22 protein-coding genes and 1 riboswitch are annotated in these 22,759 nt (G+C 71.9%); of the genes, 6 read left to right on the top strand and 16 right to left on the bottom strand.

What is annotated here, in order from left to right:
* The first annotated feature begins 19 nt into the window (after window positions 1-19).
* Entirely contained in the window at window positions 20-1,129 is a 1,110-nt protein-coding gene (locus tag Pme01_RS12875) for a mechanosensitive ion channel family protein (protein ID WP_168117609.1), read from the top strand.
* A gap of 6 nt (window positions 1,130-1,135) precedes the next feature.
* On the opposite strand, the gene Pme01_RS12870 is transcribed toward Pme01_RS12875, so the two are convergent.
* Both Pme01_RS12870 and Pme01_RS12865 read right to left on the bottom strand, forming a co-directional pair.
* The gene (locus tag Pme01_RS12870) at window positions 1,136-1,543 is read right to left on the bottom strand and encodes a response regulator (protein WP_239088196.1); all 408 of its coding nucleotides are present in this window, start codon (window positions 1,541-1,543) and stop codon (window positions 1,136-1,138) included.
* A complete protein-coding gene (locus tag Pme01_RS12865) occupies window positions 1,540-4,374 on the bottom strand; it encodes a response regulator (RefSeq protein ID WP_168117610.1) in 2,835 nt (944 codons plus the stop codon). Before Pme01_RS12865 ends, Pme01_RS12870 begins: the two co-directional genes overlap by 4 nt.
* 256 nt (window positions 4,375-4,630) lie before the next feature.
* On the opposite strand from Pme01_RS12865, the gene Pme01_RS12860 reads away from it, so the two are divergent.
* Complete coding sequence (locus Pme01_RS12860) at window positions 4,631-5,539, top strand: cation diffusion facilitator family transporter (RefSeq protein ID WP_168117611.1); 909 nt, start codon at window positions 4,631-4,633, stop codon at window positions 5,537-5,539.
* Between the two features lie 14 nt (window positions 5,540-5,553).
* On the opposite strand, the gene Pme01_RS12855 is transcribed toward Pme01_RS12860, so the two are convergent.
* On the bottom strand, window positions 5,554-6,720 hold the full coding sequence (locus Pme01_RS12855) for a chorismate-binding protein (protein WP_168117612.1): 1,167 nt from the start codon (window positions 6,718-6,720) through the stop codon (window positions 5,554-5,556).
* Window positions 6,721-6,903: 183 nt separating this feature from the next.
* On the opposite strand from Pme01_RS12855, the gene Pme01_RS12850 reads away from it, so the two are divergent.
* Window positions 6,904-7,116, top strand: a complete 213-nt coding sequence (locus Pme01_RS12850) for a DUF5999 family protein (protein WP_168117613.1) — start codon at window positions 6,904-6,906, stop codon at window positions 7,114-7,116.
* 86 nt (window positions 7,117-7,202) lie between these two features.
* Here Pme01_RS12850 and gcvP read toward each other — a convergent pair whose 3' ends face one another.
* The 11 genes from gcvP to Pme01_RS12795 all read right to left on the bottom strand — a co-directional run bounded on the left by gcvP (window position 7,203) and on the right by Pme01_RS12795 (window position 17,388).
* Window positions 7,203-10,037, bottom strand: coding sequence for an aminomethyl-transferring glycine dehydrogenase (gene gcvP / locus Pme01_RS12845; protein ID WP_168117614.1), 2,835 nt, complete (start codon window positions 10,035-10,037; stop codon window positions 7,203-7,205).
* Between the two features lie 86 nt (window positions 10,038-10,123).
* Window positions 10,124-10,219: riboswitch (glycine riboswitch) on the bottom strand.
* Window positions 10,220-10,316: 97 nt separating this feature from the next.
* The gene (locus tag Pme01_RS12840) at window positions 10,317-10,880 is read right to left on the bottom strand and encodes a MerR family transcriptional regulator (protein ID WP_168117615.1); all 564 of its coding nucleotides are present in this window, start codon (window positions 10,878-10,880) and stop codon (window positions 10,317-10,319) included.
* A gap of 132 nt (window positions 10,881-11,012) precedes the next feature.
* Window positions 11,013-11,477, bottom strand: coding sequence for a bifunctional nuclease family protein (locus Pme01_RS12835; protein WP_168117616.1), 465 nt, complete (start codon window positions 11,475-11,477; stop codon window positions 11,013-11,015).
* Between the two features lie 114 nt (window positions 11,478-11,591).
* Window positions 11,592-12,335: a transcriptional regulator FtsR gene (gene ftsR / locus Pme01_RS12830; protein ID WP_168117636.1), complete on the bottom strand. Its 744-nt coding sequence runs from the start codon at window positions 12,333-12,335 to the stop codon at window positions 11,592-11,594.
* 138 nt (window positions 12,336-12,473) lie between these two features.
* The gene (odhI, locus tag Pme01_RS12825; protein ID WP_168117617.1) at window positions 12,474-12,914 is read right to left on the bottom strand and encodes an oxoglutarate dehydrogenase inhibitor Odhl; all 441 of its coding nucleotides are present in this window, start codon (window positions 12,912-12,914) and stop codon (window positions 12,474-12,476) included.
* 210 nt (window positions 12,915-13,124) lie between these two features.
* Entirely contained in the window at window positions 13,125-13,502 is a 378-nt protein-coding gene (gene gcvH / locus Pme01_RS12820) for a glycine cleavage system protein GcvH (RefSeq protein WP_168117618.1), read from the bottom strand.
* Between the two features lie 50 nt (window positions 13,503-13,552).
* Complete coding sequence (locus Pme01_RS12815) at window positions 13,553-14,383, bottom strand: DUF881 domain-containing protein (RefSeq protein WP_168117637.1); 831 nt, start codon at window positions 14,381-14,383, stop codon at window positions 13,553-13,555.
* A gap of 2 nt (window positions 14,384-14,385) precedes the next feature.
* Entirely contained in the window at window positions 14,386-14,718 is a 333-nt protein-coding gene (locus tag Pme01_RS12810; RefSeq protein ID WP_168117619.1) for a small basic family protein, read from the bottom strand.
* On the bottom strand, window positions 14,715-15,671 hold the full coding sequence (locus Pme01_RS12805; protein ID WP_168117620.1) for a DUF881 domain-containing protein: 957 nt from the start codon (window positions 15,669-15,671) through the stop codon (window positions 14,715-14,717). Before Pme01_RS12805 ends, Pme01_RS12810 begins: the two co-directional genes overlap by 4 nt.
* Window positions 15,668-16,291 carry a cardiolipin synthase ClsA gene (gene clsA, locus Pme01_RS12800; RefSeq protein ID WP_168117621.1) on the bottom strand — a complete coding sequence of 208 codons (624 nt, stop codon included), beginning with the start codon at window positions 16,289-16,291 and terminating at the stop codon, window positions 15,668-15,670. The genes Pme01_RS12805 and clsA overlap by 4 nt, the downstream gene beginning before the upstream one ends.
* 134 nt (window positions 16,292-16,425) lie before the next feature.
* Window positions 16,426-17,388, bottom strand: a complete 963-nt coding sequence (locus Pme01_RS12795; RefSeq protein ID WP_168117622.1) for a patatin-like phospholipase family protein — start codon at window positions 17,386-17,388, stop codon at window positions 16,426-16,428.
* Between the two features lie 217 nt (window positions 17,389-17,605).
* On the opposite strand from Pme01_RS12795, the gene Pme01_RS12790 reads away from it, so the two are divergent.
* Window positions 17,606-18,979 carry a cation:dicarboxylate symporter family transporter gene (locus Pme01_RS12790; RefSeq protein WP_168117623.1) on the top strand — a complete coding sequence of 458 codons (1,374 nt, stop codon included), beginning with the start codon at window positions 17,606-17,608 and terminating at the stop codon, window positions 18,977-18,979.
* A gap of 93 nt (window positions 18,980-19,072) precedes the next feature.
* Complete coding sequence (locus tag Pme01_RS12785) at window positions 19,073-19,903, top strand: patatin-like phospholipase family protein (protein WP_168117624.1); 831 nt, start codon at window positions 19,073-19,075, stop codon at window positions 19,901-19,903.
* A 36-nt stretch (window positions 19,904-19,939) separates the two neighbouring features.
* On the opposite strand, the gene Pme01_RS12780 is transcribed toward Pme01_RS12785, so the two are convergent.
* Window positions 19,940-21,607, bottom strand: a complete 1,668-nt coding sequence (locus tag Pme01_RS12780; protein WP_168117625.1) for an FAD-dependent oxidoreductase — start codon at window positions 21,605-21,607, stop codon at window positions 19,940-19,942.
* A gap of 63 nt (window positions 21,608-21,670) precedes the next feature.
* A complete protein-coding gene (locus tag Pme01_RS12775; protein ID WP_168117626.1) occupies window positions 21,671-22,024 on the bottom strand; it encodes a winged helix-turn-helix transcriptional regulator in 354 nt (117 codons plus the stop codon).
* 101 nt (window positions 22,025-22,125) lie between these two features.
* On the opposite strand from Pme01_RS12775, the gene Pme01_RS12770 reads away from it, so the two are divergent.
* Entirely contained in the window at window positions 22,126-22,755 is a 630-nt protein-coding gene (locus tag Pme01_RS12770) for a malonic semialdehyde reductase (RefSeq protein WP_239088195.1), read from the top strand.
* Window positions 22,756-22,759 lie beyond the last annotated feature (4 nt).

Below are 22,759 nucleotides of genomic sequence, written 5' to 3'. Positions count from 1 at the left end.
ACAGGGGTACTGGCCGGGAATGGCCCGCTCGGTTCACCAGCTCCTGGTACATCTGCTGGCTCTCTTCGCCGCGGTGGGCGGCGCCCTGGTCGTCGTCGAGGTGGCGCACCACGCCCTGCTCCGGCTGGGCCGGCGCGGCCCGTTCCCGCGCGAGTTCGCCCGCCGGGCACACCAACCCCTGCGGTGGTTCGCGGTCGTCTTCGCCTCGTACGCGACGCTGAACTCGCTGCCGCTGCCCGAGAGCCGATGGAAATCACCGCTGTTGCACCTGCTCGACCTCGCGGTGATCGCCGTGTCGGCGTGGCTGATCGGCGTGCTGCTGCTGATCACCGAGGACCGGGCGCTCCAGCGCTACCGCACCGACGTGCGCGACAACCTGCACGCGCGCCGGGTGCACACGCGGGTCCGGATCATCCGCCGGGTCACCATCGCCGTGATCGCCGTACTCACGGTCGCCGCCATGCTGACCACGTTCCCCAACGCCAGGACCACCGGCAAGAGCCTGCTCCTGTCCGCCGGCGTCGTCGGCGTACTGGCCGCCCTGGCCGCGCAGGCCCTGCTGGCGAGCATGTTGGCGGGCGTGCAGCTCGCGCTCAGCGGCGCCGTCCGGCTCGAGGACGTGGTGATCGTCGAGAAGGAGTGGGGTCACGTCGAGGAGATCACGCTCACCCACGTCGTGGTACGGATCTGGGACGACCGCAGGCTGGTGGTGCCGACCTCGTACTTCGCCAGTCACCCGTTCCAGAACTGGACGCGGACCGAGTCCCGACTGCTCGGCACCGTCGAGCTGGACGTGGACTGGACGGTGCCGCTCCAGCCGATGCGCGAGGAGCTCCAACGCATCGTCAGCGACAGCCCGCTCTGGGACGAGCGGCTGTCACTGTTGCAGGTGACCGACGCGACGGGCGAGCACGTCAGGGTCAGGTGCCTGGTCAGCGCCGCCGACGCGGACACCCTGTGGGACCTCCGCTGCCTGGTACGGGAGCGGCTGGTCGAGTGGCTGCGCGACCAGCAGCCGCAGGCGCTCCCCCGGATCCGCACCGAGATCGAGCGCGGCGTCCTGGCGCTCCCGAGTCGGGACAACGGCCGGAGGCCGGGCAGCGGCGCCCGCGGCGCCCGGACGGCTTGAGGGGTCTCAGCCGGTTGAGCGGCTGGTGATGCTGTCGTTGAGGACGCGTACCAGCTCGGCGGCGACGAACGGCTTCTGCAGGATCGCGTCGCAGCCCGCCGCGAAGGCGGCCGCCCGCTGCTCGGGCATCACGCCACCGGTGACCGCGATGATCGCGGGCCGGCGGACGTCGGCGCGGCCGGCGAAGTCGTCCAGCAGCGACAGCCCGCTGCCGTCCGGGAGCTGGACGTCGAGCAGGACCGCGTCGACCTCCTCGATGGCCAGGACCGCCCGCGCCTGCGTGAGGTTGTGCGCCTCCAGCAGTTGGGCCCCGCGGACCGCCGGGTCGGCGGCCCGGGTCACGATGGCGCGGACCAGGGCCCGGTTGAGCTCGTTGTCCTCGACGAGAAGGATGCGCAGCGGGGAGTCGGTCACGAGGTTGCCTCCGGTCCGGTGTCGCCGCTGTCGCCGGTGCCACCGTTGTCGCGGTTGGTGCCGCCAGTACGGTTGTTGCCGTTAGTACGGTTGCTGCCATTCTGGCCGATACTGCCGGACGGCTGCACCGAGGGCCGGGGCAGCCTCTCCATCCAGCGGTGCAGCGCCGTGAGCACGGCTTCGCCCTTGGGCAGGATGCCGAGCGCCTTCGGGTCCAGCGCGCCGCCGCCGAGGTCACGCCCGGTCACCACGAGGACCGGGATCCGGCTCGTCGCCGGGTCCTGGTCGAGCGCGCGCATCAGACTGACGCCGTCGATGTCGGGCATCGTCAGGTCACTGATGATCAGGTCGAACGGCCGGGTACGGGCCAGTCGCACCGCCTCGCGACCGGTACCGGCGGTCACCACGTCCACCCGCTGCTCGCGCAGCGCCCGGGCCAGCACGTCGAGCGTCGCCGGGTCGTCGTCGACCGCGAGCACGGTCATCGGGTCGGGGTCGGCCTGCGCGTCCAGCAGGTACTCGCCCACCTTCGCCAGCAGGCGCCGCCGGTCGATGGGCTTGAGGAAGAAGTCCGCCGCGCCCAGCGAGAGCCCGGCGTCGCGCTCGTCCACGACGCTGACCACGAAGACGGGTACGTCGTGCAGCCCGGGGTCGTGTTTGAGCGTCCGGAGCACGCCCCAGCCGTCGATGCCGGGTAGCAGCACGTCCAGGATGACCGCGTCCGGACGTTCCCGGCGGGCCGCCGCCAGCCCGTCCTCGCCGCTGCCGGCCACCTGGACGCGGTAGCCGGCGCCCTCGAGGTAGGTACGCAGCAGCCGGGCCGCGCCCGCGTCGTCCTCGATGAGGAGGATGTGCGCCGCCCCGGGAATCGCCGATCCCTCGGCCTCCGCTCCCTCGGCCTCCGCGGCGGGCGCCGTCGAGCCCCCGACCTCCGTACCCTCACCGTCGACCGCGGCCTCGACACCGGCGACTCGGGTGCGGATGGGTACCGTCGGGCCGGCGGTGGCGTCGTCCGGCAGGGTCACCGTGAACCGCGAACCGACCCCGGGCGTGGACTCCAACTCCACCCGGCCGCCGTGCGCCTCGACCAGCCGCCGGGTCAGCGCAAGCCCCAGTCCGGTGCCGGCCTGCCGCATCTCGGGGTCGCCCACCTGCTGGAACTTGTCGAAGACGCGGTCGGCGTCCGCGGCGCTGATGCCGACGCCGGTGTCGAGCACCGCCAGGTACACCTCGCCGTCGGCGCGGCCGGCCTCGACGCTGATCCGCCCGCCCTCGGGGGTGAACTTGATCGCGTTGGACAGCAGGTTGTCCAGGACCTGCCGCAGCCGGACCCGGTCGGCCCACACCTCGACAGGACGGACGTCGGTGCGCAGTTGGAGGTCCTTGCGCTCCAGCAGCGGGCGCAGGGTGTTGACCGCCTCGGAGACGAGTACCGACAGGTCGACCCGGTTCTGGTCCAGCTCCAGCCGGCCCGCCTCCACCTTGGTGAGGTCCAGGACGTCGTTGATGAGGTCGAGCAGGTGACGCCCGCTGGCGTAGATGTGCTCGATCCACTCCTCCGGTACGACCCGGGAGTCCCCGATGCTCTGCTCGCCGCGCATCAGCTCGCTGAAGCCGATGATCGCGTTGAGCGGAGTACGCAGTTCGTGGCTCATGTTCGCCAGGAAGTCATTCTTGGCCTGGTTGGCCGCGCTCAGCGCCCGTACCGACCGGGCCAGTTCCTGCGCGAGCCGCTCCTGCTCGGCGCGGACCGCGCCGCGCTCGGCGATGAGCGCGGCCTGGCTGCCCAGCTCGGCCAGCAGTTGCACGTCGTCCTCGGTGAACAGGCCGCGGCGACGGTTGAGCAGCACCAGGGCGCCGGACGCGCCGAGCGGCGAGCGCAGCGCGGCGGCGGTGGCGAAGCGCGCGCCCGCCTCACCGGCGCACGCGACGACGAACGCCGGCAACTCGTCGAGATGCCGGGGGACGGCCGCCATCTCGGGCAGCCGCAGCAGCCGGCCGACGTCGCCCTCGTCGGCGGTCACCTCCCGCTCGGAGACGCCGGCCGTGATCACGCGCCGCTTCCCGTCGCCGCAGGGCGGCACGACCAGGACCGCGTCCGCGCCGCTGACCTCACGCACGGTACGGGCGTACCGGACCCAGGTCTTCGCCGGCGCGTCGGCGGCGGGGGCCTCCAGCAGTTGCCGGCTGACCCGGTAGGAGGCGGTACCCGACCACATCCGCCGGATCCAGGCCGGCGGCCGGAACGCGACGACGTAGCCGAGCGCGGAGAACAGGCAGAGGGTGTACCCGAAGGTGCCGGCCGCCTCCTGGAGGCCGGCATGGGCGGTGCCGACGGCGACGGACAGGATCCCGAGGCCGAACAGCGCGGTCGACGCGGCAGCGATGCCGAACCTGACCCGCGGCGAACCGGTACGGGCGCCCGCCTCGCGCGCGAACTGGACGGCGGCGGCCATCTGGACCGCGACGAACAGGCCCACCATCGCGAACAGCATCGTCAGCGGCAGCCGCCGGGTCGCGAAGATCGGCACGATGCTGACCACGAACGCGGCCGCCCCCACCACCTGTACCCAGCGGGGCCCGGGGCGGACCCGGTGCACCAGCCGCAGCGTGAGGTACGGCTGGGCGAACAGCAGGATCAGGGCGGTGGTGCGGAGCACCTGAGGCGGCTCGCCGAGGAACCGGCGCGCCAGGTCCAGGACGAACAGCATCGCGGCGGCGGCGAAGACGGCCATCACGTCGCGCTGTATCGGGTCGCGGCGTCGCAGGTACGCCGCCAAGGCCTGCGCGAACACGAGCGCGAACAGCGCCTCGACAAGCAACCTGACCATGTGAATGCGATCCCTACCTCGGTACACCACCGTAACGAGACCGTCGGGAATAGGTGACGATTTCGCTGAACACCGGTAAGAGACGGCGACCGGCGGATCGACCCACCCTGAGCCCGTAGGCTCGACGCATGGCTATCCCGCCAGCCGCCCGCCGACCTTGGCAACCTGTCGTTCACAGGCCGCGAACTGGGCGGGAGTGGGCGGTAGGATTCAAGGATCTAATGCCATTATTCGCATAAGTGGATGGGGAGGCGGCATGAGCCACGGGCACCAGCACGGTGTGGTCGCGCCCGCCAGCGCCCGTCACCGCGGTCGCCTCCTGATCACCATCGGGCTGCTCGCCGCGCTCGCCCTGGTCGAGGTCGCGGTGGGGCTGACCACCGGCTCCCTGGCCCTGCTCTCCGACGCCGGTCACGTCGCCGTCGACGTGTTCGGGCTCGCGATGACGCTCGCCGCGGTCACCGCCGCCACCCGGCCCAGTCGGTCGGCCCACCGCACGTTCGGGCTGTACCGCATCGAGGTCGTCGCCACCCTGGTCAACGCCGCGCTGCTGGCGGGGGTCGCGATCTGGGTCCTGGTGGAGGCCGTCGGGCGCCTGCGCCACCCGGTCGACGTGGCACCCGTACCGCTGACCGTGACCGCCCTGGGCGCCCTGGTCGTCAACGGCGTCGCGTACGCGCTGCTGCACCGCGGCGCCGCCGAGGCACTGTCGCTGCGGGGCGCCTCGACGGAGGTGCTCGCCGACGGCATCGCCGCCCTGGGCGCGCTGGTCGCGGGCGTGGTGATCTGGCTGACCGGATGGCGTACCGCCGACCCCGTGGTGGCGATCGGGGTCGCCGTCCTCATCGTGCCGCGCGCGATCGGCCTCGGTCGGGCCGCGCTGCGGGTCCTCCTGGAGGCCGCACCGCCCGGCATGGACGTCGCCGAGGTGGCGGCGGCGCTCGGCGCGCTGCCGGGCGTCCTCGAGGTCCACGACCTGCACGTGTGGACGCTCACCTCCGGCATGGAGGCGGCCACCGCCCACCTCACGGTGTCCGAGGATGCGAAGACCCCGGCGGTCCTGACCGCCGCCCGCGGCATCCTGTCCGGCCGGGGCGTCGAGCACGCCACGCTCCAACTCGAACCGGCCGACAGTCCGGGCTGCTGCCACGACGCCCGGTGGTGACGACGGCCGATCCGTCAACGCCCCTGGACCTGGCCGGGCCCGCCGTACTCGAAAGGCGGGCCGGCGAGCGCCTCCCGCAGCGGCATCGCCTTCGCGGCCGCCTCGGCCACCTCGGCTTGCGGGTCGCTTCCCCACGTGATGCCGCCGCCGGCCCACACATGCACCCGCTCGGCGTCCACGGCGACGGTACGGATGGTCAGGCCGAGGTCGATCCGCCCACGGGTGACCCAGCCGTACGCGCCCATACTCGGCCCGCGGCCCACCGGTTCGAGCCCGGCGATCACGTCGAGCGCCGCGAGCTTGGGCGCACCGGTGACCGAGCCGCCGGGGCACATCGCCCGCAGTACGTCGGCCAGCCCCACCCCGTCGGCGAGGTCGGCCGACACCAGCGACTCCGCCTGCCACAGGCCGCACCAGCGGCGGATCGCGTACAGCTCGTCCACCCGCACCGAGCCGGTGACGGCGATCCGCGCCAGGTCGTTCCGCTCCAGGTCCACGATCATCACGTGCTCGGCGCGCTCCTTGGTGGAGGTCAGCAGCTCGCGCCGGCCGGCCTCGGTCGCCGGCCGGGTGCCTTTGATCGGCCCCGTCACGATCCGCCCGTCCGCGACGGTGAACAGGGTCTCCGGTGAGGCGCAGGCGAGCGCCCACCCGTCGCCGGTCAGTACCCCGCCGTAGCGGGCGCCGGGCAGCGCGGCGACGCGGTGCAGCGCCGGGAGCGGATCACCGGAGTACGCCGCGCTCTGGTGTCCCACGACGTTGACCTGGTACACGTCACCGCGCGCGATCGCCCGCCGGACCTCCTCGACGGCGCGGGCGTGCGCCTGCGGACTCCAGCTCGGTTCCCATTCGTCGAGCCGCCACGGCCCGGGCCGCCGAGGCCCGGGCGGAGCCGGCGGCCCCGCGCCCGGCGCCTCGACCACGACGACGACGTCGGGGACGACCGGCGCGGGACTCGGCGCCCCGGCGTGGTCGACCATGCGCGCGCAGGCGGCGGCCGACAGGTACAGCGCGGCGCGGTACTCGCCCACGAGACCAGCGGGGCCGGCCTCGCCCAGGCCGTGGGCGTTGAGGAAGTCGGCGACCAGCTCGGCCGGGTCGCCGCCGTCGTCGAGCCGCCATTCGAGGCGCGCCACCTCGTGGCACACCCCTGCACCGGGCGTCACCCTCTCAGGCACCATGTCACGCACCGTAACCAAAAGCTGATCGGCCAACCGGGTCGTTACCCATCGTCCGAACGGCGGAGAATTCCGTGTAGAAGGCGACACGTGCTCGAAACTGCGTCCTTGTGGTTGGTAATGTGCGTGACTGTTCAATGTGAGGTACCACACAAGCCATCGAGAGCGCGGAAGTCGGAGACCCCGATGTATTGCGAGCACCAGCCTTCCTGCCCCAATGCCGAGGCGGTCGACCACGACGCCGCCCGGATCGTGGCGTCCCATCCCGAGCAGGGGTGGAACCTCCTCTGCAACGGCGTCATCGTGTTCGAGGACACCGGTGAACTGCTGCCCGACGGCAGACCGGTCGCGCCGCACCGCGGCCCCGCCCCGCACACGATGATGGCTGAGGCCGCCTGACCCCCACACGGTCACCCGTCACTCGGATCTTGGAATGAGCCGGCCCGGCGGCCGTTCATTCCAAGATCCTCGTTATTTTCAGGGGCTTACTCGTACGCCGCGGGGGACGGGCAGGAACACACCAGGTTCCGGTCCCCGTACGCTCCGTCGATCCGACGGACCGGTGGCCAGTACTTCGCGGACCGGTCGCCGCCGCCCGGGTACGCCGCGAGCGACCGCGGGTACGGGTGCGGCCAGTCGTCCGCCGTCACCATCGACGCCGTGTGCGGCGCGTTGGCGAGCGGGTTGTCCCCCGCCGGCCACTCGCCCGCCGCCACCCGGTCGATCTCGCCCCGGATCGCGATCATCGCGTCGCAGAACCGGTCCAACTCGGCCAGGTCCTCGCTCTCGGTCGGCTCGACCATCAGGGTGCCGGCCACCGGGAACGACATCGTCGGGGCGTGGAAGCCGTAGTCGATCAGCCGCTTCGCCACGTCGTCCACGGTCACGCCGCTGGCCTTGGTGATCGGCCGCAGGTCGAGGATGCACTCGTGGGCCACCAGGCCCTTGTTACCGGCGTAGAGCACCGGGTAGTGGTCGCGCAGTCGCGCCGCCACGTAGTTGGCCGACAGCACGGCAACCCCGGTGGCCTGGGCCAGCCCCTCCGGACCCATCATCCTCAGGTACGCCCACGGGATCGGCAGGATGCCGGCCGAGCCCTGGGGCGCCGCGGCCACCGGGCCCACGCCCTTCTCCGCGTGCAGCGGGTGTCCGGGCAGGAACGGCGCGAGGTGCGAGCGGACCGCGACCGGCCCCACGCCCGGCCCGCCGCCGCCGTGCGGGATGCAGAAGGTCTTGTGCAGGTTCAGGTGCGACACGTCCGCGCCGAACTGACCCGGCTTGGCGAAGCCGAGCAGCGCGTTGAGGTTGGCACCGTCGACGTACACCTGGCCGCCCGCGTCATGCACCTTGGCGCACAGCTCGGCGATGCCCGTCTCGTACACGCCGTGGGTCGACGGGTACGTCACCATGATCGCGGCGAGCCGGTCCCGCTGCTGCTCGATCTTGCGGTCCAGGTCGACCAGGTCGACGTTGCCGTCGCCGTCGCAGGCCACCACCACGACGCGCATGCCGGCCATCACGGCACTGGCCGCGTTGGTGCCGTGGGCGCTCGACGGGATCAGACAGACGTCGCGGTGGTCGTCGCCCCGGTCACGGTGGTACGACCGGATCGCCAGCAGCCCGGCGAACTCACCCTGCGAGCCCGCATTGGGCTGCAGGCTGACCGCGTCGTAGCCGGTGACCTCGGCCAGCCACCGCTCCAGGTCCGCGACGAGCTGCCGGTACCCCTCGGTCTGCTCCGCCGGCGCGAAGGGGTGCAGCTCCGCGAACTCCGACCAGGTGATCGGCTCCATCTCGGTGGTCGCGTTGAGCTTCATGGTGCAGGAGCCGAGCGGGATCATGCCCCGGTCGAGGGCGTAGTCCTTGTCCGACAGGCGGCGCAGGTAGCGCAGCATCGCCGTCTCGGAGTGGTGCGCGGAGAAGACCGGGTTGGTCAGGTAGTCGCTGGTCCGGCCCAGCCCGGCCGGCAGCACCTCGGAGCCGGCCTCGACGCCGGTCACGTCGAACGCGCCCCACACGGCCGCCAGGTGCTCGTCCGTGGTCGTCTCGTCACACGAGATCCCGACCCGGTCGACGTCGATCCGGCGCAGGTTGACGCCCCGCCCGGCGGCGGCCGCGACGACCTCGTCGGCCCGGCCCGGCACCACGGCGGTGAGCGTGTCGAAGAACGCCCCGTGGGCCAGTTCGACCCCGCCGGCGGTCAGCCCGGCGGCCAGCCGGGCCGCCACGTCATGGGTACGCCGCGCGATCGCGCGCAGCCCCTCGGGGCCGTGGTAGACCGCGTACATGCTGGCGATCACGGCCAGCAGCACCTGCGCGGTACAGATGTTGCTGGTCGCCTTCTCCCGGCGGATGTGCTGCTCACGGGTCTGCAGCGCGAGCCGGTAGGCGGCGGAACCGTCGGCGTCCCGGGACACCCCGACCAGCCGCCCGGGCAGCATCCGCTCCAGACCCGCGCGTACCGACATGTAGCCGGCGTGCGGCCCGCCGAACCCCATCGGTACGCCGAACCGCTGCGCGCTGCCCACGGCGATGTCGGCACCGATCGCACCCGGCTCTCGCAGCAGGCAGAGCGCGAGCAGGTCGGCGGCGACCGCCACCAGGGCACCGCGCTCGTGTGCGGCCGCGATCAGGGCGGCGTGGTCGCGTACCGCGCCGGAGGCGCCGGGGTACTGCAGGTGCAGCCCGTAGAACTCGGACGGAAGTTCGTCGCGCTCGACGTCGACGACGCGCACCTCGATGCCGAGCGGCTCGGCCCGGGTGGCGAGGACGGCGATCGTCTGCGGCAGGGTGTCCGCGTCGACGACGTACACGTTGCTCTTGGCCTTGCCCGCGCGGCGGGCCAGGGTCATCGCCTCGGCCGCGGCGGTCGCCTCGTCGAGCAGCGAGGCACCGGCGACCGGCAGACCGGTCAGGTCGGCGATGACGGTCTGGAAGTTGAGCAGCGCCTCGAGGCGGCCCTGGCTGATCTCCGGCTGGTACGGCGTGTACGCGGTGTACCAGGCGGGGCTCTCCAGCACGTTGCGCCGGATCACGGCAGGGGTGTGTGTGCCGTGGTAGCCCAGCCCGATCATCGACACCATCGGGCGGTTGCGCTCCGCGAGGGCCCGTAGTTCGGCGATCGCCTCGGCCTCGGTGGCTGCCGCGGGAAGATCGAGAGTGCCGTGCCAGCGGATCACCTCGGGAATGGCCGCGGTCATCAGCTCGTCGATCGAGCCGTACCCGATCGTCTCCAGCATCCGCCGCTGCTCGTCGGCGGACGCGCCGATGTGCCTACGGGCGAACGCATCGCTGCGGGCCAGCTCGATGGGGTCGGTCATCGTACGCTCCGGGAGGTCGCGGATTGGTAGATATCGCGCCCTCCCCCTCTGTCATGGCCCGGACGTGCCCGGTCGCTCCAGAGGTGCCTGCCTACGCGGTCCTTTTGCCTGAGAGGTTCCGGGGAGGATTTGCCCCTTCGGCGCCGTCCGCAATCAGGGACGGTCTCTCGCGCGTAAACGTGCCAGCGGCTACAACGCTACCAGCGGATCTCGACCCTGGAGATCCCCGGACCGCCGGCCCGCACGTTGCCCGAAGTCAGCCCGCACGGCGGGCGGGAGTCAGCCCGCACGGCGGCGGGCACGGCGGGCGGCCAACTCGTCGCCGGCCAGCCCCTCTCCGGCCCCGCCGAACTCCGCGTGCTCGTCGGCCTCGTCGGCCCCGATGGCCGGCTCCGCCGGCAGGTGCGACAGGGTGCCCTGGATCTCCTTGAAGGCGCCGGCGATGGCGATGCCGAAGACGCCCTGGCCCCCCTGGAGAAGATCCACCACCTCTTCCGGCGAACGGCACTCGTACACGGTCGTGCCGTCGGAGATGAGCGTGATGACCGCGAGGTCGTCGACGCCCCGGGACCGGAGCGTGTCGATCGCCTTGCGGATGTTCTGGAGCGAGACACCGGCGTCGAGGAGGCGCTTGACCACCTTGAGCACGACGATGTCGCGGAACGAGTACAGCCGCTGCGTGCCGGAGCCGGAGGCGTCCCGCACGCTGGGGACGACCAACCCGGTGCGGGCCCAGTAGTCGAGCTGACGGTAGCTGATGCCGGCGGCGGAACAAGCCGTCACTCCGCGGTATCCCACGGCATCCTCGGCGCCCCCGTTACCCGGGTCGGGCGGCTGACTCATACGACCACCTCCAGCGTCGATACCGTCACCCTATAGCGCATATCAGCGCTGTTCGGGGAGGTTTTCCGCGACACGCCGTAACCAAACTGTCAGAGGGCGGTGGCGCGTCGAGGTGGCGGCGCGGCGGCCGCGTCAGCCGGCGAAGTCCTCCGGGCTGACCTGCTCCAGAAACTCCCGGAACTTCTCGACCTCGTCTTCCTGCTCGTCCGGAATGACGATGGCCGCCTCGGTGAGCACCTGGTCGGCGCAGCGGATCGGGGCACCGACCCGGAGCGCCAGCGCGATCGAGTCACTGGGTCGGGCCGAGACGCGCACCCCCTCGCCGATCACCAGTTCGGCGTAGAAGATGTTGTCCCGCATCTCGACGATCTCCACGGCGTGCAGCGGCGCCTTCAACGCCGACAGCACGTCCCGGAGCAGGTCGTGGGTGAGAGGCCGCGCGGGCTTGACACCCTGCTGCTCGTAGGCGATGGCCGTCGCCTCTACCGCACCGATCCAGATCGGCAGGTAGCGGTCACCTTCCACCTCTTTGAGCAGCACGATCGGCTGATTGGTGGGCAGCTCCACCCGAACACCGACCACGCTGAGCTCACGCACCGCCGCCTCCGTGTCGCTTCGTCCCTCTCCCTGCACGGTACACGGCGCATCGGACCAGCGGGCCACGCCTACCGACCGATACCATGCTGTGCCTTACACATTGTCCGTTCTCGCCTACCGGCCCAGTACCTGCCGGAGACCCCCACGGACGAGGGCCGCGCGCAGCCGTTCGGTGCAGGCGGTCAGCTCCCGGACCGTCTCGGCGGCCCGGGTCCGGGCCGCCGGCCCGCTCTGCTTCGCCAGCGGCGCCACCAGCTGCGTGAACAGCCCGATCTCACGGTCCGCCGCCGCCCGGTACGCGCGCAGGTGCCGCGCCTCGATCCCGTACTCGGCCAGCCGGGCCGCCGCGGTGGCGACCTCCAAAGCGTCCGCGTCGTAGCCGCCGCCCGGCCGCTGGCCGATCAGCCCGTACTGCTCCAGGGCCGTGAGCGTCGCGTCCGTCAGGCCGGACCGGGTGAGCAGGTCATCGCGGTGCACGACCACGTCGGCCGGGTCGGGCAACGGTTCGGGCTGCTGGGCCGTTCCGACCGCCACCAGCGCCGGCCGCAGCCGGCCGGTGTCGGCCCGGTCCACGCTCGCGATCGGCGCCTCGGCGGCGGCGATGTCACCGGCGCCGCCGGCTCCGCCGGAGTCGAGCGCGGCCAGCTCGTCCCGGATCACCCGCAGCGGGAGATAATGATCACGCTGGAGGGTCAGGATGTACCGCAGCCGGGCCACGTCCTCCCCGCTGTACTTGCGGTAGCCGGCCGCCGTGCGGCTCGGCTGGACGAGGCCCTCGCTCTCTAGGAAGCGCAGCTTGGAGATGGTGGTGTCGGGAAAGTCGACACGCAGGTGGGCGAGAACCTCACCGATGCTCATCAGACCCCGTTGACGTGCGGTCTCCGCCGCGGCCGCCGACGCCCCGCTCACTCAGCCTCCCCACCCGTCGCGCAGGTCGGGCACCCGACGGGGCCTACGGCGCCAACGGGTGCCCGTGGTCGCAAGACCCGCTGTCGCCTACTGATCCTCGGTGCGCGGACCAGCGATGAAGACCAAGCGGAACTTGCCGATCTGGACCTCGTCACCATTGCTGAGGGTAGCCGACTCAACCCGCTCACGGTTGACATAGGTCCCGTTGAGGCTGCCGACATCGCGAACGGTGAACGTACCGCTCTCGCGGTGGAACTCGGCGTGGCGACGAGACACCGTCACGTCGTCGAGGAAGATGTCGCTGTCGGGGTGGCGACCACTCGTCGTCACGTCATGGTCCAGCAGGAAGCGTGCGCCCGCGTTCGGGCCGCGTCGCACCGCCAGCAGCGCCATCCCGGGAGGGAGTGAACCCGACATCCGGGTCGGTGCCACGTCGGCGTCAGGACCGTCCATCGTCTCGTCAAGGCTGCCGAGATTGAGCGTGGACGTGACGTCGAGCGGGGGGAACTCGTCGTCTGGGCGCGTCATTGAGACCACCTCACGGAATAGCAGTCGGGCGTCGGATGCGACGGGACGCGGCTGAAGCGCTGCCCGTAGCGGAATGCGGCGCTGTCCCCCGGCCATACGACGTATGCCTCACCCGCGACCGTGGATTCACGGTCGACTGAGCGAGCCTAGTCACGGCCGAAATGTGGGGTCAACTGGACGCGCGGAATACGCGACCATGAAGGACAAAGATCACTGTTCGGTGAGTCGACGGTACGACGCCGCGTCAAGCAGTTCGTCGACGCGTGCGGGCTCGGCCGGCTCGATCTCGACCAGCCAACCCTCCCCGTACGGATCCGAGTTGATCAGCTCTGGGGCGTCGCCGAGCTGGTCGTTGCGGGCGACCACCTTGCCGGCGATCGGAGCGTAGATCTCGGACACGCTCTTGGTCGACTCGACCTCACCGAACGAGTCGCCGGCCGCCACTTCGGTACCCGGCTCCGGCAGTTGCACGTAGACGATGTCGCCGAGCGCGTCCTGCGCGTAGTGGGTGATACCGACGCGAACCTTGCTCGCTTCTGGCTGCACCCACTCGTGCTCGGCGGTGTATCGCAGGTCGTCAGGAATCACGTCGCGTTCCTTTGGCCAGCCGGCGGCTGCCGGTGCGTGCGGACTTTGGATCAGGAGACCGGGCGCGCGAACCTGGGGGCACTCACCTCGTGCAGAGCGGTGACGCGCACCGCGTCCGATTCCTGAACGATCACGTTACCGCCGCGCTGATGGACGCTGTCGACCACCCCACCGGGAATGTTGAGCGCGGTGTGCATCGTCTGCGGGTCACCGATGACGACCACGGTATACGGGCCGGTCAGGCGGGTGCCGTCCACGATCAGGCCGCCACCCTTGGCGTCGGTGAAGTAGGTCGAGGCCACGATCCGTACCGGGCGGCCGCCCGAGCCTTCGATCTGCATCGCCTCCGCGCCGGCCCCGCGCAGCTCCTCCACGGCATCGAGCAGCGTACCGGCCGCGATGGCCTCGCCCCCGGCCACGAACTTCAGCTGAAGCCCGCGGCCCTGGGCCGGCAGGGTACCGGCGAGGATGCCCAGCTCGTCCGCGCGGCGGCGGGCCTCCTCCACGGCCGCGCCCCGACCCTGGGCGCCCGAGGCGAGCTGGCGCTGGCTCGCCTCCAGCGAGGCGATCTCCTGACGCAGCCGGTCGGAGCGACTGTCCAGATCGGACAGGATCCGGACGAGGTCCTCCGGCCGGGCCGCGGACAGGCCGGGGTCGGTGGCGTTGCTGCGTAGCTGGACCACCACCGCGAAGCCGAGCAGCCCGAGCAGGACGGCGATGACGGCGTTCGCGGCCGAGATGCGCCGGGGCGCCCGGTCCGCTCGGGCGGCGTCCGCCTCGTACTCCCCGCCGGGCTCGTCGGCGGTCGGCTGTTCGACACCCGGCTGTTCGACACCCGGCTGTTCGGCCACGGGCCTGCGGTCGTCGTCGCCGGTGCTCATCGTCACGCCCGGAACAGGTGTCGGCGGATGGCGGCGACGTTGCCGAAGATGCGCACGCCGAGCACGACGACGACGCCGGTCGACAGCTGGCCGCCCACGCCCAGTTGGTCGCCCAGGTAGACGATCAGGCCGGCGACGAGCACGTTGGACACGAACGAGACGACGAACTGCTTGTCGTCGAAGATCCCGTCGAGCTTGGCCCGGATGCCGCCGAACACGGCGTCGAGCGCCGCGACGACGGCGATCGGCAGGTACGGCTGGAGCGCGACCGGCACCGTCGGCTCCAGGACGACACCGAGCACCACACCGACGATCAGCGCGAGGACCGCGATCATCTTCTACCTCCCGACGCCGAGGGTACGGGGGAAGCGGCCGGACGCCGCGATCCGCTGGGCACGGCTGACGGCCGCGACGACGGTGACGCGGCCGGCGACGACTGGGGCGGCTGCGCGTACCGCAGACCGGGCTGGACGGCGGCGGCCAACGTCATCCCGGTGCGCCGGTCGACCGAGAACCGCATCCGGTAGGTGCTCACGTAGTCCCGGAACCGCCGCGCGGTGGCCGAGCCGTCGAAGGCGTCCCGGAGGTCGCCGGGCCCGATCGCCGCGACCTCGTAGGGCGCGGTGACCGGCTTGAAGTCGACCAGGATCGCACCGCCGGCCGCCCGGATCGTCGAGGTGGCGGTGAGCCGCTCCCCGTTGATCGCGATCGCCTCCGCCCCGAGCCGCCACAGGTCGTTGGAGATGTCCTGCAGGTCCCGGTCGAGCACCCGGCCGGGGTTGGTGGCGGACTGCCGGCCCGTCACCGGGTCGACCGGCGGCGGCGCGTCGACCACGCGGACCACGAGGCCGTCACCGCGTACCGGGGCCAGGCCGGTGGCGGCCTCCAGGTTGCGCAGCCGCGCGCTCTCGTCACTGTCCGCCAGCGCCTCGTCACGCGCCCGTACCACCTGCTCGCGCAGCAGGTCCGCACGCTTCTGCAGGTCGTCGGCTGCGGCGCGGCGGGCGCGGACGTCGGCTACGAGGCCGGCCCGGGCGCGGCTCGTCTCCGGCTGCGCCGCCACGGCGTACCGGTAGGAGACGGCGAGCAGGAACCCGATCGTCACGAGCGCGACCAGCCCGGTGCCGCGCGCCGTCAGCCGCTGCCAGCGGCGCGGCGGCGGCGCTCCGGCGGCGCGTTTGCGCGCGGCGTGCGCGTACCCGGGGTCGAGCGGAGTGCGGAACAGCTCGGTCAGGAAGTCGGCCGGGCGGCCCCGTGGCGGTTCGCCCGTCGGCGCCGGTCCGGTCACGCCGGCACCGCTCGGTCGCTGCGGCGCTGCCGGCGGGCAGCCCGGATGACCACGACGCACTGGGCGACGTAAAGCCCGCCCGCGACCCAGTACAGGACGATCCCCCACCAGGCCAGGCCCCACCCGATCGGGCCGGCGAGCGGCCTGGCGCCGGCGCTGGCGTGCGCCAGCAGCAGTACCGGGAAAGCCGCCAGCAGCAGGAACGTGGCGGTCTTGCCGACGTAATGGACCGGCAGCGGCCCGTACCCGTACCGGCGCAGCGCCGGGATGGTGACGCCGACCATCAGCTCGCGGAGCAGCAGCGCGGCGGTGAACGGCCACGGCACCACGCCGCGGACGGTGAACGCGAGCAGGGTGGCGAGGATGTAGAGCCGGTCGGCGAGCGGGTCCAGCAGCTCGCCGAGGCGGCTGACCTGGCCGAGGCGGCGGGCGAGGTAACCGTCGACCCAGTCGGTGGTGCCACCCAACGCGAGCACGACCACCGCGGCGACGTCCCGGTGGGCCACCAGGAACAGGTACAGGAACAGCGGCACGCCGGCGAGGCGGGCGAAGCTGATCAGATTGGGGACGGTGAGGATCCGACCGGCGGCGGTCGGCGCGTCGGCGCGTGTCGGTTCCACGTGTGCCGCTCCCCCGGGCCAGGTCCGATCGGTGATCCGCTGGTCGGAGCGCCGAGAACGGTTAGCAGGCTAGCAGGGACGGCCCGTCGGCGAATGGATCGGGCGCGGCGGCGGCCGTGCGGGTTCGACCGCCGTCACGGGCTCCAGGCGGCGAGCGCCTTGCCGGTCTGCTCCCGCCCGTACTCGATGACGTGCCTCGCGTGGGCGGCGGTGAAGTTCAGGAACCCGTCGAGCGGGAGGTCGGGGTCGGTCGGCTCGACGAGCAGGATCGGCACGTACCGCTTCACGGTCGCCGCCGGGGCGGCGCCGGCCAGCCGGTTGACCGTACGGGCGTGGTCGACGTCGGCGGCCAGCGCGAAGCGGGCGACGGTACCGGCCAGCAGCGTGATCGCGGCGCCGAGCGAGTCCGGCTCGGCGGGCGGGCGGCCGATCGCCACGCCGGAGACGACAACGACCCGGTCGGGCTCGTACCGCATGACCGGGGCGAGAGGTCGGCTGGCCACCAGGCCCGCGTCGACGAGCCGGGAGCCGCCGTCGGTACCGGGCCGGAACAGCAGCGGCACCGCCACGCTGGCCAGCACGTGGTCGGCGCCCACGTCGACCTCACGGAACCGCGGATCGCGCCGGTGCCGCGGCGGCAGCCGGGAGCAGAACCGGACCGGCTCGCCGGCGGCCTCGTCGACCGCGGACAGGACCACCGTGACGTCGCCGTCGGCTCGGACCCGGGCACCGCCGAGGTGCTTCGCGAGGGTCGCCCGGATCGGCGCCGGGTCGAGCAGCCAGGTCCATCCGATCGCGTCCAGCACGTACTCGGCGAGATTGGTCGTCGGTCGCAGCAGGCGGCCGACGTTGATCGCGTGCCACACGTCGGTCCGGGGCCGGTACAGGTCCCGCCATCCGACGTTGCACCACATCCTGGCCAGCCCCGCCGCGTCCATCCCGGCGCCCACGGCGTACGCGTTGATCGCGCCCGCCGACACCCCGGAGACGATGTCCGGCCGCTCCCCCGCCTCCTCCAGGGCCGCAACGGCGCCGGCACCGAAGTACGCCGCGGGTGCTCCGCCGCCTGCCAGCACCAGCGCGGTGCCACCGCTCATGTCGGTACGCGTCTCATGATGCCTCCGCAGCCGGGAGATCGAGGCGGTCCGCGGCCCCTACCCCGGGTGCGGAGTTTTACCCGACCGTACGAGCCAGCGCACCCTGCCGCGATTTCCCTGTCCACCGGTCTGGCAACCTAGGCTCCGACGAACGGCGCTGACCAACCCCCCGATCCGCCGACATTCGTCGCGTACCCCCACTTGCGGAGGAATTGCCATGTCACAGACCGCAGCGGAGCCGGCACCGCCGGCTCGCCGTGATCGCAGCCATCTCCTGTACCTGGCGGTGATCGTCGCCGTCGTCGCAGGCGTCGCCGTCGGCCTGCTCTTCCCGAAGTTCGCCGTCGAACTCAAGCCGCTGGGCGACGGCTTCGTCAAGCTGATCAAGATGATGATCAGCCCGATCATCTTCTGCACGATCGTGCTCGGCATCGGGTCGGTCCGTAAGGCCGCGAAGGTCGGCAAGGTCGGCGGCCTGGCCCTGGTGTACTTCCTGGTGATGTCGACGGTCGCGCTCGCGATCGGCCTCGTGGTCGGCAACATCATCCGCCCCGGCACCGGACTGCACCTGACGAACGCGGCGAAGGCCGCGGGCGCCAAGGCGGCGGGCGGGGAGTCGGCCGGTACGGTCGATTTCCTCCTCAAGATCATCCCGGACACGCTGTTCTCCGCGCTCACCCAGAGCCAGGTGCTGCAGACCCTGCTCATCGCCCTGCTGGTCGGCTTCGCCCTGCAGACCATGGGCCGCAGCGGTGAGCCGATCCTGCGCGGCATCGGCCACCTGCAGCGGCTGGTGTTCCGCATCCTCGCGATGATCATGTGGGTGGCGCCGATCGGCGCGTTCGGCGCGATGGCGGCGCTGGTGGGCGCGACCGGTTGGAAGGCGCTCATCGGGCTGCTCCAGATCATGGTCGGCTTCTACGTCACCTGCGCGATCTTCGTGTTCGTCGTGCTGGGCGCACTGCTGTGGCTCGTGGCGCGGGTGAACATCTTCTCGCTGCTGCGCTACCTCGCCCGCGAGTTCCTGCTGATCCTGTCGACCTCGTCGTCGGAGTCGGCCCTGCCCCGCCTGATCGCCAAGATGGAGCACTTCGGAGTGTCCCGTTCGGTCGTCGGCATCACGGTGCCGACCGGGTACTCGTTCAACCTCGACGGCACCGCGATCTACCTGACCATGGCGTCGCTGTTCGTGGCCGACGCCCTGGGCAAGCCGCTGTCGATCGGCGAGCAGGTCTCGCTGCTGGTGTTCATGATCATCGCCTCCAAGGGCGCCGCCGGCATCACCGGCGCCGGCCTGGCCACCCTCGCCGGTGGCCTGCAGTCGCACCGCCCGGAACTCGTGGAGGGCGTCGGCCTGATCGTCGGCATCGACCGGTTCATGTCCGAGGCCCGCGCGCTGACCAACTTCGCCGGCAACGCCGTCGCCACCGTGCTGGTGGGCCGGTGGTCCGGCGAGTTCGACCCGGACCGCGCGAGGACGGTACTGCGCGGCGAGGACCCGTTCGACGAGCGGACCATGCTCGACGACCACGCCGCGCCGGAGGACGGTCCGGAGGCCCGGACCGAGGTGGCGACCCCGACGCCGGTCTGAGCCGTCCCTCACGTTCGCGATCTTGGACGCTCGGGGCTACCTACAGGTAGCCCCGAGCGTCCAAGATCGTCAATACGTCATAAGGTGTCGCCCATGACGAGTCGTGCGCTGGTACTGGGCGGGGGCGGGGTCACCGGAGTGGCGTGGGAGCTGGGCCTGCTCGCCGGGCTCGCCGAGGCCGGGGTCGATCTGACGGACGCCGACGTGGTCATCGGCACCTCGGCCGGCTCAGTCGTCGCCGCGCAGGTGACCTCCGGCGTCGACCTGGAGAAACTGTACGAGGCCCAGCTGGTGGGCCCGGGCAGTGAGCTCGCCGCGCGGCTGAGCACGGCGACCGCGCTGCGCTGGGGCTTGGCCGCGCTCAGCAGCAGGGACCCGCAGCGGGTCCGGGCCCGCATCGGCGCGATGGCGCTGGCCGCGCGTACCGTGCCGGAGGCCGAGCGGCGCGCGGTCATCGAGGCGCGCCTGCCCGTGCACGACTGGCCGGGGCGCCGGCTGCTGGTCACCGCCGTCGACGCCGCCAGCGGCGAGTTCGTCGCCTTCGACCGCGACAGCGGGGTGCGCCTGGTCGACGCGGTGGGCGCGAGCTGCGCCGTCCCCGGCGTCTGGCCGCCGGTGACCATCGACGGGCGGCGCTACGTCGACGGTGGGGTGCGCTCCGCGGCCAACGTCGACCTGGCCCAGGGGTACGAGCGGGTCGTGGTGATCGCGCCGCTGGTCCGGGGCGGCGGGGTGATCCCGAGCGTCGCCAAGCAGGTCGCGACGCTGTCCGGGGCGGCCGTCGTGGTCTCACCGGACGAGCCGGCGCGCAAGGCCATCGGCCGCAACGCACTGGACCCGGCCCGACGCGCGCCGGCCGCCCGCGCGGGGCGGGCACAGGCCGCGGCTGTGTCGGCGGCCGTGGCCGAGGTGTGGTCGCGCTGACTCTGCCGGCCTGACTCTGGCGGCCTGACCCGCTCCTCACCGCGCCGCCGACACCACCGTCCGGCCCGTGGTGTGCAGGTACTCCCACACCAGCCGTACCGCCATCGACCCCTCACCCACGGCCGAGGCCACCCGCTTGATCGAACCGTGCCGGACGTCGCCGGCGGCGAAGACACCCGGCTGGCTCGTCTCCAGGAAGAACGCCCGCTGCGCCCCCGCCTCCTCAGCGTCCCGGCCGGTGAGGACGAAGCCGTTGTGGTCGAGCGCGACCGTGCCGGACAGCCAGCCGGTGCACGGCTCCGCGCCGATGAAGACGAACAGCGCCCGGGCGTCGACCAGCTGGCGCTGCCCGGTCTGGTTGTCCTCGACCAGGAGCGCTTCGAGCGAGTCCTTACCCAGGAGCTCGCGCACCTCGGTGTGCAGCATGATCTCCACGTTGGGCAGCCGGACGACCCGGTCGACCAGGTAGCGCGACATGTCCTGGCTCAGGTCGGCACCGCGGACGATGAGCCGCACGTGGTCGGCGTACTTGGACAGGAACAGCGTGGCCTGTCCGGCCGAGTTCCCCGCACCCACGATCGCCACCGGGTCGTTGCGGCACATCAGCGCCTCGGCCGTGGTGGCCGCGTAGTACACGCTGGTCTTCTCGAACTCCTCCAGGCGCGGTACCGGCAGCTTGCGGTAGTGCGCCCCGGTGGCGATCAGGACGGTACGGGTACGCAGTTCGGATCCGTCGGTGAACCCGATGACGTGCCCGTCCTCGCGCGTCTGGAGGGACCGCGCCTCGGCCGGCACGTTGAAGCTCGCGCCGAACTTCTCCGCCTGCAGGACCGCCCGTTCGGCCAGTTCACCGCCGGAGATCCCGGTCGGGAAGCCGAGGTAGTTCTCGATCTTCGACGAGGTACCCGCCTGGCCGCCGGCCGCGATCGCGTCGAGGGCGACCGTGACGAGCCCCTCGGACGCGCCGTACACGGCCGCGGCCAGGCCGGCCGGACCGGCTCCGACGATGGCCAGGTCGCAGGTCGCCTCGGCCAGATGCGGCGCCGGCAGGCCGACGACCCGGGCCAGTTCGGCATTGCTCGGGTTGCGCAGCACCTGCCCGCCCGGACAGATGACCACCGGCGTCTCCTCCGGCCGCACACCCAACTGGCGCAGCAGGTCCTCGGCCGGTTTGTCGAGCTCCAGATCGATCCAGCGGTACGGCAGCCGGTTGCGGGCGGCGAACTCGCGCAGCCGCCGGGTGTCCTGCGAGTACCGGGAGCCGATGATCCGGATGCCGACGCCGAGTCCGATGAGGATGGAGCGGCGGATGAGGTAGGCACGCAGGATCAGGTCACCGAGCGCCGGGTCCTGCGCGACCAGTTCCCGCAGGGCGTCCGCCGGCACGTCGAGGAGCTCGCCCGGCTCGGCCACCACCGAGGTGAAGAAGGCGGCCTGCCCGGTGAACAGGCTCAGCTCCCCGAGGAAGCGGCCCGGGCCGTGGACACTGATCAGGCGTTCGTCCGGGGTGCGGTACGCCTCGTAGTTGGCGACCTTGCCGGCGAGCACGACGAAGAAGTCGTACCCCTCCTCGCCCTCGCGGATCAGCACGGTACCGACGTCGGTCGACCGACGCTGTCCTCTCGCCTCCAGGGTCTCGATCTGCCCCTCGCTGAGCCGGGGGTACGCCCCGTACCGGTCCGGCGTCTCGACCAGCCCGTTCATCTGCACCGAGCTACCCCAGGGTCCGGCCGGTAATCGCCGGCCGTTCCCCCAAGCACAGGTTCCTCAGGCGCAGGCGTCCCCGCGGTCGGGCAGGTTCTCGTGCGCCCAGCGGGCCAGCTGGTCGAGCACCGGTACCAGCGTGGCGCCGCGCTCGGTCACCTGGTAGGTGACGCCGACCGGCGGGCCCTCCCGGACGGTGCGGCTGACCAGGCCCGCCGTGGCCAGCTCGGCCAGGCGGTCGGAGAGCACGGACTCGCTGATGCCGGGGATGGCGCGGACCAGCTCCGCGAAGCCCGCGGGGCCGACGGCGAGGGTGCCGATGATCAGACCGTTCCAACGCTTGCCGAGAAAGGCGAAGGCCCGAGCCAGCCCCTGGTCACAGACCCGGGGATCCTGCGCAGCTCGGTTGTCGGCCATGACCACCAGGGTACGTGTCCTTCGCCACGGAATGGCCCTTTGAAAAAACTAGTTGCTAGGTTCAATACCGCTCCACGGTCCATCGAAGTGAGGATTCTTCCATGACGAGCCTGATGACCGATTCCCCGTCGCCGCTTGACCTCTTCGCGCTGCCGGCCGGGGCCCGGGAGCTGCTGTTCACCGAAGCCCGGACCGCCAACACGTTCAGCGATGAGCCGGTGACAGACGCCCAGCTCGAGGCCATCCACGAGCTGACCAAGTGGGGCCCGACCGCCGCCAACACCCAGCCCATGCGGATCCTCTACGTCCGGACGCCGGAGGCGCGCGAGCGGCTGGTCGGGCACATGTCCGACGGCAACAAGGAGAAGACCCGCACCGCTCCCGTGGTGGCGGTCGTCGCCGCCGACCTGGAGTTCCACGAGTTCGTACCGAAGGTGTTCCCGATCCGGCCGGAGATGAAGGACTTCCTCGCGGGCGACCCGACCGGGCGGGAGCGGATGGCACGGTTCAACGCCGCACTCCAGGCCGGCTACTACCTGCTCGCCGTCCGCGCGGCCGGCCTCGCCGCCGGGCCGATGACCGGCTTCGACGTCGACGGCCTGGACCGGGAGTTCTTCCCCGAGGGGCGCTGGACCTCGCTGATGGTGGTCAACATCGGCAAGCCGGGCCACAACGCCTGGTTCGACCGGCTGCCCCGGTTGGACTACGACGAGGTCACCCGGGTGGTGTGACCCG

It is taken from the genome of Planosporangium mesophilum, from assembly GCF_016863255.1.
Taxonomy (GTDB): Bacteria; Actinomycetota; Actinomycetes; order Mycobacteriales; family Micromonosporaceae; genus Planosporangium; species Planosporangium mesophilum.
This window is presented reverse-complemented; position numbering and strand designations above follow the sequence as displayed.

Excerpts from the sequence above, each read along its gene's own strand:
- Pme01_RS12875 (WP_168117609.1), top strand. The coding sequence starts at position 20 with ATGGCCCGCTCGGTTCACCAGCTCCTGGTACATCTGCTGGCTCTCTTC.
- Pme01_RS12865 (WP_168117610.1), bottom strand. The coding sequence starts at position 4,374 with ATGGTCAGGTTGCTTGTCGAGGCGCTGTTCGCGCTCGTGTTCGCGCAG.
- Pme01_RS12860 (WP_168117611.1), top strand. The coding sequence starts at position 4,631 with ATGAGCCACGGGCACCAGCACGGTGTGGTCGCGCCCGCCAGCGCCCGT.
- Pme01_RS12855 (WP_168117612.1), bottom strand. The coding sequence starts at position 6,720 with ATGGTGCCTGAGAGGGTGACGCCCGGTGCAGGGGTGTGCCACGAGGTG.
- Pme01_RS12850 (WP_168117613.1), top strand. The coding sequence starts at position 6,904 with ATGTATTGCGAGCACCAGCCTTCCTGCCCCAATGCCGAGGCGGTCGAC.
- gcvP (WP_168117614.1), bottom strand. The coding sequence starts at position 10,037 with ATGACCGACCCCATCGAGCTGGCCCGCAGCGATGCGTTCGCCCGTAGG.
- Pme01_RS12840 (WP_168117615.1), bottom strand. The coding sequence starts at position 10,880 with ATGAGTCAGCCGCCCGACCCGGGTAACGGGGGCGCCGAGGATGCCGTG.
- ftsR (WP_168117636.1), bottom strand. The coding sequence starts at position 12,335 with ATGAGCATCGGTGAGGTTCTCGCCCACCTGCGTGTCGACTTTCCCGAC.
- odhI (WP_168117617.1), bottom strand. The coding sequence starts at position 12,914 with ATGACGCGCCCAGACGACGAGTTCCCCCCGCTCGACGTCACGTCCACG.
- Pme01_RS12815 (WP_168117637.1), bottom strand. The coding sequence starts at position 14,383 with ATGAGCACCGGCGACGACGACCGCAGGCCCGTGGCCGAACAGCCGGGT.
- Pme01_RS12810 (WP_168117619.1), bottom strand. The coding sequence starts at position 14,718 with ATGATCGCGGTCCTCGCGCTGATCGTCGGTGTGGTGCTCGGTGTCGTC.
- Pme01_RS12795 (WP_168117622.1), bottom strand. The coding sequence starts at position 17,388 with ATGAGCGGTGGCACCGCGCTGGTGCTGGCAGGCGGCGGAGCACCCGCG.
- Pme01_RS12790 (WP_168117623.1), top strand. The coding sequence starts at position 17,606 with ATGTCACAGACCGCAGCGGAGCCGGCACCGCCGGCTCGCCGTGATCGC.
- Pme01_RS12785 (WP_168117624.1), top strand. The coding sequence starts at position 19,073 with ATGACGAGTCGTGCGCTGGTACTGGGCGGGGGCGGGGTCACCGGAGTG.
- Pme01_RS12780 (WP_168117625.1), bottom strand. The coding sequence starts at position 21,607 with ATGAACGGGCTGGTCGAGACGCCGGACCGGTACGGGGCGTACCCCCGG.
- Pme01_RS12775 (WP_168117626.1), bottom strand. The coding sequence starts at position 22,024 with ATGGCCGACAACCGAGCTGCGCAGGATCCCCGGGTCTGTGACCAGGGG.
- Pme01_RS12770 (WP_239088195.1), top strand. The coding sequence starts at position 22,126 with ATGACGAGCCTGATGACCGATTCCCCGTCGCCGCTTGACCTCTTCGCG.